Genomic DNA, 12,981 nt, shown 5'->3' with positions numbered 1-12,981 from the left:
GGTACACGCGCGGGCACGAGGCAATTCCGCGTGCCCTCCCAGGAGGCTCAGCCCCGCCGCAGGCGCTGCGCATAGACGTCCAACACCTGGATGACACCGATGTGCTGGTAAACCCGATTGCGCTGCATGCCGGTACGTTCCTCCAGCACCCCTGCGTCAACCAGCTGGCCGAGCGCACGCTGGGCACCCATGCCGTTCATGCCCATCTGCTCGATCAGGAAGTTCGCGTTCACCACCGGGTGCGCGACCAGGTGCGGCAGCACCCTCCATGCGCCGGCGTCTTTCCGCACGCCGGACATCTGGTCACGGGACCATTCCACCTGCTCGGCGAGTTCGTCGACCAACTGCGCCCCGGAGGAGGCAGCGAACCTGCTTGCGTCGCCGAAGCCTTCGATGATCGGCCGTGCGTCGCCGTCGCGGTACGCCCCGAGCGCACGGAAGTAGCTTTCGGTGTCGCGCAGGAGTCCGGCGGAAATGGGTGCTGTGGTACTGATCAACACCCTCTTGGACCTCAGCAGGGCGTGCACCATGGCGCGCCCGGTGCGGCCGTTGCCATCGGCGAACGGGTGGATCGTCTCGAACTGGGCGTGCGCGATAGCGGCCTGCACGAGAACGGGCATGTCGTCGCGACGCATGAACGCCACCAGATCGTCCATCGCGGCGGGAACGCGCTCGGCTTGTGGCGCGATGTGGCTGGCCCCGATCGGCGTCAGTCCATTGGAACCGACCCACACGAGGCCGTCGCGGTAGCGACCGGCGTGGTCCTCGAAGCCGGGCTGCGCCTCCAGCAGTACGCGCTGCATCGTGAGGATCGCGCTGGTGTCGAGGCGCTCGGCGAGGTCGAGTGCGGCCTCCATGGCACGTACGTTGGCGACGACGACCTTGGCGTTCTGCGACGTCGATTGGTCGATCTCAGCCAAGGCGAGTTGCCGTGCGCCCACCGTCAGGTTCTCGATCTGGGAGGACGACGTCGACTCGGTGCGGAGAAGGATCGATGACATCGGTCCTAACGTCGGACTGTCCGCTCCGAGCACCGAGCGAGCGTAGGCGTCGAACTGCGCGAGGGCCGCGGTCGCCTCCTCGGCGTCCGCGGCAAGGTCCGTTGGCAGGCTCGGCACGTACTGCGCGATCGACGGAGTCAGGGTCGACAAATACCGCCCGCTGGCGGCCGCGACGCGGGCACGACCGTGCAGCCCGTCGGGCTCGGCGCGCCAGACGTGCTCCTCGTAACCCATCTCGGGCACCCTCACCGGAAGTGTGACCACGCCACCATCTTAGTAACACTTCTTAGATAAGCGTTACTAAGCGTGGTGCGCATGTCACACCACGATGCCGTGCCGCCGGAAGGACCATTCGCTGTCAGGGCGCCGGGGCCCTTCGTGCAGTGGGCCTGAACTAAGGAGCGAGCCGATCAGTGATCGACGAACCTCTGGGCACGACGACGAAGCGCTTCCGACGGGTACGGCGTCGTCCGACTCTCACGCTGGAACCTGCGATAGAAGTCCCCCATCACCGCGGCGACCGGCGCGTCACGGACCATCACGTCCGCGAGCGCCGCCGGTACACCCTCCGGGGACGCCCCCTGGGCGCAGGCGCGCACGAACTCCCGGCGTTCGTCGGGCCCGTACCCGTACAGCGCGACGGCCAGCCAGTTCACCAGGTGCGTGGCGGCGTAGCCGCGGTCGTAGCCACGGTGTTCCTCGAAGAAGGCGGCCTCGTTCGGCGCGAGCTCGAAGCGGGAGGAGATCGCGAGACCGTAGTCGGCGAAGTAGAGCCGCCGGCCGTCGGTGAGGATGTTCTGGAAGTGGGCGTCGAAGTGGAGGAGCCCGCGGGCGTTCATGAACGAGACGCCGTCGCGCAGTTCGCGGTCCACCATGGCGCAGGCCCGCTCGGCGGCCTCGTCACCGGCCTGGACCTGGACGTCCAGCCAGTCGTGCAGGTTCTGCGGGATGTACTCCAGGAACAGCACGATGCTCGCCGTGGAGTCTCGTACGGCCTCGATCCGGTGCCGTATCCCCGGTCCGTCTCCCCAGTAGGCGACGGCGTGTTCGACGTCGGCCAGTTCCTCGGGGAGCGGCTGTCCGGAGTCCGGTAGCACCTGCCAGTGGTGCATCAGGGGGAAGCCGTCGTGGTCTCCCGCGATCACCCAGTTCGTCGTCATGCTGTGCGCGGCCAGTTCCCGCCAGGCTCCGAACCCGGGGCCGCCGATGCTGCCGACGCCGTAGTGGCAGAAGAGCGGCAGCTCGAACAGGTTCGCCGTGGAGCGAACGTTCTCCGCCCGTCGCTCGAGATCGGTCAGGCGCACCTGCTTGACGAAGACCGGGGTTCCTTCGACCTCCAGCAGGACGGTCCTCCCGCCGATCCCGGTGCCGATCGGGGTGCCGGTGTCCACGAGTTCGGCCAGCCTGGGATCGCCGCACAGCGACAGCGCGGTGGACACGGCTCCGTGCGCGGCCAGGCGAGCACCGCGGGACATGTCAGAGCTCGTCACTTGCGCCTCCGGCCGCCCCCGCCGGAGGGGACGGCGTCGTCCCGGGAGGCCGCCGTGCCAGGTGCTGTCACAGCTCGGCCGTGGGTTCGGCGTCGGGCGTGTCGAACGTTCGCAGCAGGCCCAGGTAGGGGGTGAACGCGTCGGTGATTCCCTCCGGGGACAGCCCGTAGTCGGTCAGGTCGTATCGGTGCGGGCGGCTGCCCGCAGGGCGCGCGAGCGCGGTGTCGAGCCGCGCTTGATCGGTTGTCGTCCACGATGCCCCGATCCCTGAGTACACCCGCGGCACCTCGGTGTGCGGATCGGCGCTCAGCCGGTGGTAGGGCACGTCCACGATGGCGGACGGCGGCAGGCTGAGCCGCGAATCCAGGCCGTTGGTCACCATCGTGAGCAGCATGTCCAGTACGAACCGCCCGATCTCCTGCCGGTCCGGATCGGTCTGGTAGAGCGACCAGGCGGTCTCCACGAGGCTGCACGTCGAGCCGACGACGGCGGCCGGGTCGCGATGCGTCCACACGAACGTCGCGTCCGGGAACACCTTCATGATGGTGGACATGTCGTTCAGGTGATGCGGGAACTTCAGGATCCAGCGCCGGTGCTCACGACCATGCTGGAGTACCTGCAGCCCTCGCTTCAGGTGCTTGAAGTCGCCGACCGACCCGGCCTCGCCGCGCCCCGCGAGCCAGGCGGCGTAGGACGGCATGACGCCGAACTGCGCCTGCCAGAAGCCGTGCGGTAGCAGCCACATCGACTCCTCCGGCTGTCCGGCGGCGGTCGGGTGCTGGTGCTTCAGTTCCGGGGCGAACAGCGCGGTCGTCACGCGGCTGCCCAGGTCGAGCCGCTTGATCTGCCGGGCGGCGACGGCCGGATCCTCCAGGCTGGTATACCCCATCTCCCACAGGAGCGGACCACGATGCTCGGGTGAGGCGGCCAGCAACCGATGAGTCAGAGTGGTCGCCGTACGCGGGAGCCCCAGCACGAACACCGGGCGTTCGATCGGCTCGCCGGCGATCTCGGGGCGGGCGGCAAGGAGGGAGTTGATCCGCAGCCGGTTGGCGTACCTCTCCTGGAGCGTGGTGAGGGCGAGGGTCCAGCCCAGGGGCGACAGCCGGGGAATCTCGGCCACACCGGCGACAACGGCACCGAGACCGGCGGCGAACTCCGGATCCGCGGAACCGGCCGCCTGTTCGGCCCGGGCGACGGCCTTGGCCCACGCCGCCGACGGATCCTCCCGGCCCCGCAGCGCAGGACCGAAAACGGTGTTGACGAACTTGGCGGCGCGCGTGGTGCGGCTCACGACATCCCTTCGCTCGCGGGCAGGCGGTCCGCTCATCACCAGCGAGAACGGCTCCGACGTGAGTGAACCTTGCCGCAATCCGGCACATCTGTCGAACACCTGCCGTCCCCCACCGCGCACGAGCGCGGACGCCTCTCACCTGCGGCGACGATGCCACGACCGATTCACGCCAGATCCGTCGGCCGCGCCTGGGCAACCTGGTCGCCATGCACCAGACGATCGACCTCAAGGTCATGTACTTCGGCACGCCCGTCCTCCTCGTCGCGACGCGCAACCCGGACGGATCGGCGAACCTGGCCCCGATGTCCTCCGCGTGGTGGCTCAACGGCTATTGCGTGCTGGGATTCGGGAACTCCGCCCGGACCGCGGAGAACCTGCGCCGCGAGCGGGAGTGCGTGCTCAATCTCGTGCCGGCGTCGATGGTCGACGTCGTGGACCGGCTCGCGCTCACGACCGGGAGCCCTCACGTGTCTCCTCGGAAGACGGCGATGGGATACTCGTTCGTCCCCGACAAGTTCGGCCACGCGGGACTGTCAGAGCAAGCGTCGGAGCTGGTCGGAGCGCCGCGGGTGGCAGAGTGCCCGATCCAGCTCGAGGGCGCCGTCGTGGCGGAGGCGCCACTCGGCACCGCAGACTCGGGCGTGACCACCTTTCACGTCCGCGTCCTGCGCAGCCACGTCGCGGACGACCTGGTCATCCCCGGCACCCAGTACGTCGACCCGGTGGGCTGGGACCCGCTCATCATGAAGTTCTGCGAGTTCTTCGGCGGCGGCGCCCAGGTCCGGTCGTCGCGGCTCGCCGAGGCCTGGGAGATGCCGCACGCGGAGACCGTCACGGGCTGACCGGCCGACCGGGGCGCCACCGTCCGTTCACAGCCGCTCGCGTGCAGCGATGCCGTCATCCAGCCCGCCGGGAGGACTCGCCCGCTGGCAGGCGCGACCCCACCCGGAGCCGAGGCCGCCCAGCCTGAGTGACCTCGTCTCCTTGCGGATCGTAGATCGCCGGCCCGTGGCGCGCTGCCAGGTCGGCCAACGCCGTTCCTGCACCTTGTCCTGACGGCTACCGGAAAGCCTGACCAGCCGGAGACGGTGTCGCACTGCGGCGACGGCACGACAGACCGAAGCAGGTTGCCGGTCTATCCAGCAGGCAGCAGGCAGCCGTGACCGCGGCCTGACGGATTCACCCACCCTCGCGCAGCCATGTCTGAAGGATCTGAACACGCCGCCCGACGAACCATCTGCCGCCCAAGAAGGTGTATTGCCCCCAGGCCGTCAGTGTGTGTGCCCTCTCCTCCTCGTGGATCACGGGAACCCAGAGACTCAAGAACCAGAGGTAGTCATGTGAATCCGGAACCAGACTCACAATGGCACCTGGTGGAACAAAGTCTGAACCGCGAGGAAAGTGATGCACCACCACGCCCCCGCCCTGGACGGGAACGATACGCAACCGCAGAGCAACGGATAAGGAGAGAACGCCGCCACTGACCCCAAGCACCACAGTGATCAGCACTGACGGCTGACTCGCAACATACTGCACGCCGAGAAGGCCAAGGGTCCCGAACAGGAATCCAACTGCAAGGAACACCGTGAATCCGGTGCTCAGCATAGGGAATTTCATCCTTCTAGAGCACTTCCCGTTGTCGGAGCAAAGTCAACCAGACGTCCCGCTCTTCATCGCCTCATCCTAGGCTGACGAGGTCCGACATCAGTCGCCCCGGCCTGATGCCCGTCCGTTCGGTCGCTGGGACGCCTGCGATGCTACGCGTCATCAAACATCGACCACAGTCCGCAATGTCACGCAACTTCGCCGGTTTCTAATGCCTCGATCAAGGGACCGCGACCGCGTAGACGGCCCAGTAGTCGATGTCAGGGATGGCACCGGCCTCGACGGCCTCGTGGTCAGGATCCGCACTCCTGCTCCGCACCGCATACGTCAGGCTCGACGCGTCCTGCGCGTCGGCGACCGAACCCGAAGGGATCTCGATCGAGCCAACTCGAACGATCGACCGGACCGCCCGCGGTCTCACGCCGCTTTGGTGGAAGGATGCAGCCCGTGTTCGAGAGCGTGGAAGAGATCATCATCGTCAAGTCGGCACGCGTGCCCGTCCCCATCTCGGGGCAGGGCGACGCGGCAGCACTGGCGCGTCAGTTCGACGTGGCGCTGATGTCAGCCGGCTTCAAGGCGTCGTCCGATCTGCTGCGCGCCGTAGGAGCAATGAAACCCGACGAAGCGGCAACGCTGGTGGACACCACACTGACCGCGGTGCGGCGATCCGTCGGTGACCACGTGCGCCACAACGCGTACTTCACGTCCTTCCCGCACGACGTTCCGGACACCGTCGAGTTCTGGCTGTCGTGTCTGCGCAAGGCGATGGAGGACCGTCAGTTCGCGAGGTCGGACGCCAACCCGCGACGCTCGGGGGTCCTGAACCTGCTGGCGCTGCCTTCCTACGGCCGCTACCAGCACTCGTACGAAGAAATGCTGGCCGAGCACGAGAAGTTCGAGCCCGGTCTCACCGACCGACTGACGGTGCTGCACGCCGGAGACCCGGTGGCAGCTGAGGCTGATCGGCTGTTGCGCCGACTCGCCGCAAGCACCGTCCCCCTGAACGACGAGGACCGAGCGGCGTTGCTGCACCTGGCCCGGCATCGCTACGACTCCTCGGCCGACGGCGACGGTCTCGTGATCGGCGAGGTCCCGATGCGCGACACGCTGGCGACCCTCAACCGCGTGCGGGTGGAGAATCTCACGCCGCCTGCAGTCACGACGGTGACCGACGTGCTGCGACTCGCATGCGCCCTCTCGGACGGCGATCCGACACTGGCCGAGCCCACGCGCCTGCGGTCCTTCCCACGACCGTGGCGAAGGCTCCTGCTGGAGGCGCTGGACGACGTCGTGCGGGACGACGAGCGCAAGCTGTCCGACGTCGCGCGCCACCGTGAGCGCTGGAAGCGCCTCGGCGAGCGCCTGCACGCCGGCCAGTACCCGCAGTGGCCGCACGCCGCGCGGGTGTTCGCCGTCGCACGCGGTACCGAACCGGCGCCGGACACGCTGACGGCTCGGGTCGAACGCGTCTTCGCGACGTCGGACACGACACGCGTCCTCGACACGCTCGCCATCGCGCCCGGCATGCTGGTGCGCGCCGTCGATCGCCTGCTGCGAGCCGCGGCATCGGAGGCGGACCGAGCCGCGATCATCGCCGCCGTCGAACGGGCTTTGCCCGACGTCGCGGGGCGGGTGGCCCTGTCCCTTCGCGAGCACCTGACGAACCGGCAGGAGGGCAGTTCCGCGCCGCGCCTCTTCGTCAACCGGTCAGGGCGTCCGTGGTCCACACCGGACGCCCGACGGCGCCTCGACGCGGACACCATCGCCGCACTGATCCGGCTGTGCGACGACGAGGTCCGACGCCGACTCCCCCAGCACCAGCGGATCGTCGTGGACCCCGACATGCTCCGGGTCGCTCTCCCGTTGTCCGGCCGCATGAAAGCCGGTGGCATGGGCACCCTGCCACGAGGATCACGCATCGCCGTCGACGGCGACACGGTCCGCTTCTTCACTCATTGGCGCGAGGCGCAGCACACGACGGACTACGACCTGTCGTGCGAGATGCTGGACGCCGCCTTGACCACCACAGGCCAGTCGTCGTGGACGAGTCTGAACGGCAAGGGCTTCCGCCATTCGGGCGACATCACCGAGGCGCCCGACGGCGCCTCGGAGTTCATCGACGTGAACCTCGCCGAGGTCCGTGCCGCCGTGCTCGTTCCGCAGGTCAACAGGTACTCCGGCGAGGGTTTCGAGGATGCGGCAGAAGCCTTCACCGGCTTCATGGTGCGCACGCCGAGCCAGAAGGGCCTGCCCTTCGAGCCGGCGACCGTCCGCACCAAGTCGGACCTGGCCGGACACGGCAACGTCTCCCTGCCGATGCTGTTCCAGAAGTCCGACGACGGGTGGGAGTGCATCTGGCTGCATCTCAACCTGCGTGGGGAACCCAACTTCAACACTGTCGAGGGCAACTCTGCGACGACATCGCGGCTGGTTCAGAGCGTGCTGGCCCGGAGATACCTGAACGTTGCCGATCTTCTCGCGATCCATGAGACAGGCGGTACGCCCGTCGAACGACGGCGCCCCTTGGCGACCGACGACGCCGCGCTGCTGATCGGCCTCGAAACCCCCGAGGGTCGCATGGGCGGCTGCACCGTTGTCACGCCCGCGAACCTGACCGATCTTGTGCCCGCCTGACGATATGCTTCTGACGCCGAGGCCATGGCGCCGCTTCCTTCTACATCCCTCTCTGGCCGTAGCGACGCCGCCTTCCTCGCCATCAAGAAGGCGCGCCTCGGCGCGCCTTCTTCCTGAGGTTCCGTCGGACCAGCACGACAACGGGACCAGCAACGATCAGGAGTACTACGACGACGGTCGATCCGACGGCCATCAGGACGTTCCCCACGCCTGCGAACTTGCCCGTCGACGAACATCCGGTGAGCAGAATGAGCGTCGCGGTGAGCACGGCGAGCGCACGCCCGATCGAACGGTGGTCGGTCTCCCTGGCGGCGTTCGCCGCGAGTGGTCGACGACCACCCGCACCCGCCGAGAGCCGCCGCCGATCCTCGAACTGGCACCGGCGGGGTCAACGCAGGTCTTGACGCCCCGCAAGGCGTGAGTCGAAGCCGGGCTCGCCGGGGAATATGCCACGACGGTCCGGCCACAGAATCTGTCGAGCGCCTCGGCTGGACCCGCCGGCGAATCCGGCGGCCTGGCGCATGTTCGCTTCCATGAACCCGCGGTCAACAGAGCCGATGAGCACGTCGAAACCCAGAGCAACATCCTGAACGCGGTCCCCCACCCGCAGCTCCGTCCCCTCGACAGCCCGGCCGGCCGCCTCGTGGAGAATCCCGACCGAGGCTCGGTATGGCAGACCAACCACCACCAGCTCTGGATGCCGGCATGAGAAGGACAGACCTACGGTGTACGCGAAATCCGGAAGACCTTCCTCGTCGTCGAAAACCCAGACCGAGCTGAAACCACGAGCCTCGACATCCTCGACGAGCTTCGACTCGAAATCGCCGGTCACAGCAGCCTCCTCGTGTCCGCCACTGCGCCCGGCGCGGCCGTCACCGCGCATCAGCCGGTTGACCGTCGAACGATCCGAGTGGACCAGGGTCGACGCCGTCGATCTGCACGGCGGTCGACCGAGCGGCTCCAACAAGTTCCGCCATGGGTACGACGGCGCGGCTGGTGGCAGCGAGCTCCTCGTGAGCTTCTGTGGACCACAGGGGCGGGAAGAAGGTCAGCCCGTGATCACCAGCAAGCCCACGCGTCTCGGCCTCCCACCCGTTCCACCGAAGCCCCTCGGTGAAATCGTCCAGGCCGCCGTCGAGCGCCCACGTGAGCCAAGCGGCGTAGCCGGCCTCGAGTGGCTCCCACTGCAGTGTGTCGGGTGCGAGGTAGATCATCTCGCCCGGATTCCCGGGCCTGGCAACGGCCCCGGGGTCGTGTCCGTTGAGGACGAACGTGCCGCCGAGAGCGTCGTGGGCAACGACGAGCCCGTGTGTGGGGAACCAGGAAGCCTCGGGCGAAGGCGGGAAGGCGTTCACCGCGGCCATACCGATCATGTGGTCCGGTGCGTCCGACGACGGGCTTCCGTACACGCGCAGCCAACCGTGGTCGATCACGAGGCCACCCGTGTGCACCACGACGGCTCCAAGGAACGATCCGGTCGTGACCTGGAGCTGTTCGAGCGTCCGACGGCCGGTCACGGCGTCAGGCGCAAGGATCTCGGCCGTCACCGACGCCTCGCCGACGAGCCGTTGGAGCTCGGGCCACGCGGGTTGCTGCGGCGATGCCAGATTCTCGAACAGTCGCATGGCCCGATCGTAGGCCGCACGGCGGAACAGTCAGTCGAACGCGGCAACGAGGCGGACGCCGTCGTCCCCGAACCTGCCGGCCAGTGCCCGCATGACGGTGAGGACGTGACCCCATGGCGTGCCGGCGCCGAAGTAGCGGGCAAGCGTCACCGGCCGGTACCAGTACGTGAAGCCGTCATGCGTCCACGTGGCTGGCCTGGATGGCTGAGCCGCGGCCCGCTCGGCGTCAGGACCGGCAAAGACGACCGTTTCCGGACGCCAACCGTGCGAGAGCAGCCGCGTCAGGTACGTCGACGATCCGTCGTTCGACTCCAGGTACCCCACAACGTGTCCGAACGGGCCGTCCAGATCGAGCCGGGCGAGTTCGCTCCAGCCGACCCACGAGGCGTCACCCAGCAGCGGGTAGAGATCCATGGCCTTGACCCATGGCTCGCCGTCGTACCAGTCGGTGCCAGCGCCTGGGTGCCGAACCTCGATACCGCCGTAGATGTCCGTCACCACGATGCGGCAGTCTACGGCGACCGCCACGCAGGGCACTTGGGGGACATATGTGTCCCCCTGCCCCATGCGATGTCCCCCACCTCGTGGTCGCGATCCCTGCAGCACATTCGACGCGGCCCAACACCACCTAACGAGCAGGTTGGTACGACCTCATGTTTCGTGATGTCATCGCGCCAATTCTGCTGCACAAGGAGCGAGTCACGGCGGATCTCCGCTCGCCTGTGATCAGAGCCCCTGGATCTGTACTACCTTCCCGGGAGTGGATGATCGCGTACGGAAGCCGGATTGGAAGCCGCTCCTGAGGTGGACGGCATGGGTGACGAACGGCGCCGACGCCGCCATGGTCAGCGACGCCCTGCAGCACGTCCTGAAGGCGGAACGGCCAGCGACCGGTGATCCACTGAGGTTTTCTCACCTCGTTCTTCGGTGTGAGGTGGCTGTGTCGAGGACCGTCGGCACGTCTGTGGGACGGGGCGCATGTCTGTGAACTGCGGGATTGGTCTTTTCTTGGTCGGAAGCAGCAGAGCGCACTCACTAAGGCCGGATATGTTACGCGCAAGGGAAAGATTCGGTGAGTAACCCGTGGAGGCGTGATGACCGGTGCGCGATGGTCAATCGCATTTGCGATGAAGATGCGGCTATTGCAGCAGATTCCCTCCTCGAATTGACCTATTGCGAAACGAATGTTGTGTGGCTTGAGGGTTTTCTGTTGCGCCAGGCGAGGGAGCACCCTGATTCGCGAACTCGCGGTCACGTGCATTGGGCATTCTGCTCGCATCAATAGGACAGTTGCAAGCGACTCGGTCTATCGCTCCTTGCGCCAATTTCTGATGGACCCGTGCCTGTCTGCTCGCGCGCTAAACGCGATAAGCGATGTCGACGTGTTCACAGGGCGGCATTGGTCATCCGTCCAGTGGATTATGCTCCAACTTTCGGCAATGCGCGTTCGATTGCGAGCGGGGGACCTTAGGTTTTGGCTAAGTTGATCTGTGGCACCTAGGTTGGTGCCTTTGAACGGCACGATGATGCCGATCCCGGCGCCCTCGTAGCCCTTTCGGTCAGGGTGGGCAGCCCGGCCGCGGCGGCCGGGTACAGGAACGGCAGCACGTGAGTGCGGGCGGCGACGATGTCGCCCGTCGTGCCCGGTTCGATCGGGGCGACCCACTCGGGGTAGCCGTCCGGGCCGGTCAGGACCTGCAGGTTCCCGCCGTGCTGAGCGTGTTTGCCCGACCACCACGGGTCGGCGCTGCTGGAGCCAGGCTCCCCGCCACAAAAGACAGCCATGCCAGCAGAGAAGCAGCGATCCCCTCGGCATCGTCCAGACCCGACGAGGTACCCACCGCCAAGCCGACCACGGTCACCAGCAAAGCGAACACGATCCGAGCGGTGGTCCAACGCGACTCCACCGTCCCGTTCTGTGAGCCTCTGGCCATTCGGCGATAGTGCCACAGCCCGCACAGCGTTACGACCATCTCGGACACCGAGCATTGCCGCAAACACACGGAGGACGACGCCCTCCTACGCGAGGAAGTCGTAGACGTCCTTCACCACCGCCTCATAGGCGCCGTCCACGCCCCGGAACTCGGGGCAGAAGGTGTAGACCTCGTCGTCGAGCAGGAAGCCGACGTCGGCCCATCCACCTGTCCAGACCACGGCTTCGAACACGTCATCGCCCCTTCGCAACGTGAGCCCGAGCGACTCCGGGACGCGCACGCTTGAGCGGTCGAGGGTGATCGGCTGTGGCCACGACGCATGCTCGTCACGCCAAGTCAGCGGGCCGACCGTCGCCCAGCGCTTCCACTCCTCGATGGCCGGTTGGAGCCGGTAGGCAAGGACATCCAGGTCAACCAGGTGCTCCACACGGCACATTCTGCCCGGCCGCGACACCTGGGACCATGCCACATCGGCCCAACCGCTAGGCCTGCCCCATGCTGGGAGGTCCGTCGACATCGTGCGGCTCCACTGGATCCGGGCACGTTGGGCCGTGACGACGCAGGCCTACCGCCAGACCTCACACCGGCCAGTCCTCCCCGATCTCCGCCCGTTCCCTCTCCACCCGCGTCTCCTCCCCCACGTCGCACTCATCCTCCGCGCCGCCAGGTCGATGTCCCGCGCCATCGTCGCCGGTCGTGTCGGCATGCCCCCCTGCGTGCCCCTTCGGGCGGCAATCCGGGACTTCTCACGACCTCAGGTGTCCACGCGACACCACACGCAAAGAGGCCCGGATCCGCGGAATTCCGCAGATCCGGGCCTCTCACCAGGCCGACCGCCCCAGGGCGGCACCACCCGAGATCAGAAGTTGATCATGTGGGTTTGGGGCGCGGGATCGTTGGAATTCTGCGGTTTCTAGTCTAGTGCGGGTGGGGCGTGCCTGCTGCGTGCCACTCCGAACGAGGCACCCCTGGCCCTCCGTGTCCGGGTAAACCGTGGAACCAATGGATGATCGTGGCGGGCGGTGGAATCGGCCCTGTAGTAGGCGGCGCGTTTGGTGCCAGGGCGCGGAACTGCTTGAGCCGGTCGAAGCAGCGATTGACCATGCTGCGGCTCTTGTTGACCTCGCGTTGAAGGCGGGCGGGCAGCCACCCCGGTCGCCCTCGCGCAGCCGGTAGGCGACGTGGTCCTTCTTCTCCGGACTGGTGAACGCGATGCCACGACGGCGCAGGGCGAGACGGGTGAACGGGCTGGAGTCGGACCTGTCGGCCAGGACCCGGTCGGGCCGTTGGCGGGCCCGGCCCGGCCCATCGCGCCCGACCGATACCCGGTCCAACAAGGGCAGCAGTTGCGGGTTGTCCTCGGCCTGTCCGGGGTGAGGATCACGCTCACGGGCAGCC

11 protein-coding genes are annotated in these 12,981 nt (G+C 67.4%); 2 read left to right on the top strand and 9 right to left on the bottom strand.

The window, feature by feature from the left end; genetic code table 11:
* Positions 1-47 precede the first annotated feature (47 nt).
* The 3 genes from EDD34_RS04635 to EDD34_RS04625 all read right to left on the bottom strand — a co-directional run bounded on the left by EDD34_RS04635 (position 48) and on the right by EDD34_RS04625 (position 3,785).
* Positions 48-1,265, bottom strand: coding sequence for a Fic family protein (locus EDD34_RS04635; protein WP_246012186.1), 1,218 nt, complete (start codon positions 1,263-1,265; stop codon positions 48-50).
* Positions 1,266-1,411: 146 nt separating this feature from the next.
* The gene (locus EDD34_RS04630) at positions 1,412-2,476 is read right to left on the bottom strand and encodes a protein kinase family protein (RefSeq protein ID WP_123813527.1); all 1,065 of its coding nucleotides are present in this window, start codon (positions 2,474-2,476) and stop codon (positions 1,412-1,414) included.
* Between the two features lie 82 nt (positions 2,477-2,558).
* Positions 2,559-3,785 (bottom strand): sulfotransferase family protein, encoded by a 1,227-nt coding sequence (locus tag EDD34_RS04625; protein ID WP_246012185.1) that lies wholly within the window; start codon positions 3,783-3,785, stop codon positions 2,559-2,561.
* A gap of 206 nt (positions 3,786-3,991) precedes the next feature.
* Here EDD34_RS04625 and EDD34_RS04620 point away from each other — a divergent pair, with 206 nt between their 5' ends.
* Positions 3,992-4,627: a flavin reductase family protein gene (locus tag EDD34_RS04620; protein ID WP_123813525.1), complete on the top strand. Its 636-nt coding sequence runs from the start codon at positions 3,992-3,994 to the stop codon at positions 4,625-4,627.
* Between the two features lie 337 nt (positions 4,628-4,964).
* Here EDD34_RS04620 and EDD34_RS04615 read toward each other — a convergent pair whose 3' ends face one another.
* Positions 4,965-5,390, bottom strand: coding sequence for a hypothetical protein (locus EDD34_RS04615; RefSeq protein WP_123813524.1), 426 nt, complete (start codon positions 5,388-5,390; stop codon positions 4,965-4,967).
* A gap of 220 nt (positions 5,391-5,610) precedes the next feature.
* The gene (locus EDD34_RS04610) at positions 5,611-5,811 is read right to left on the bottom strand and encodes a hypothetical protein (protein WP_123813523.1); all 201 of its coding nucleotides are present in this window, start codon (positions 5,809-5,811) and stop codon (positions 5,611-5,613) included.
* Between the two features lie 26 nt (positions 5,812-5,837).
* Between EDD34_RS04610 and EDD34_RS04605 the strand changes: the two genes are divergently transcribed.
* Positions 5,838-8,024: a TerD family protein gene (locus EDD34_RS04605; RefSeq protein WP_123813522.1), complete on the top strand. Its 2,187-nt coding sequence runs from the start codon at positions 5,838-5,840 to the stop codon at positions 8,022-8,024.
* 388 nt (positions 8,025-8,412) lie between these two features.
* Here the strand turns inward: EDD34_RS04605 and EDD34_RS04600 are convergent, their stop codons facing one another.
* The 4 genes from EDD34_RS04600 to EDD34_RS04585 all read right to left on the bottom strand — a co-directional run bounded on the left by EDD34_RS04600 (position 8,413) and on the right by EDD34_RS04585 (position 12,010).
* The gene (locus tag EDD34_RS04600; protein WP_170176970.1) at positions 8,413-8,856 is read right to left on the bottom strand and encodes a DUF4262 domain-containing protein; all 444 of its coding nucleotides are present in this window, start codon (positions 8,854-8,856) and stop codon (positions 8,413-8,415) included.
* 40 nt (positions 8,857-8,896) lie between these two features.
* Positions 8,897-9,649, bottom strand: a complete 753-nt coding sequence (locus tag EDD34_RS04595; RefSeq protein ID WP_123813520.1) for a DUF2625 family protein — start codon at positions 9,647-9,649, stop codon at positions 8,897-8,899.
* Between the two features lie 30 nt (positions 9,650-9,679).
* Positions 9,680-10,216 carry a hypothetical protein gene (locus EDD34_RS04590; protein WP_123813519.1) on the bottom strand — a complete coding sequence of 179 codons (537 nt, stop codon included), beginning with the start codon at positions 10,214-10,216 and terminating at the stop codon, positions 9,680-9,682.
* Between the two features lie 1,452 nt (positions 10,217-11,668).
* Complete coding sequence (locus EDD34_RS04585) at positions 11,669-12,010, bottom strand: hypothetical protein (RefSeq protein WP_123813518.1); 342 nt, start codon at positions 12,008-12,010, stop codon at positions 11,669-11,671.
* Positions 12,011-12,981 lie beyond the last annotated feature (971 nt).

Source organism: Myceligenerans xiligouense, from assembly GCF_003814695.1.
GTDB classification, from domain to species: Bacteria; Actinomycetota; Actinomycetes; order Actinomycetales; family Cellulomonadaceae; genus Myceligenerans; species Myceligenerans xiligouense.
Note: the sequence above shows the minus strand (reverse complement) of the source record. Positions and strands in the feature narration are given on the sequence as shown.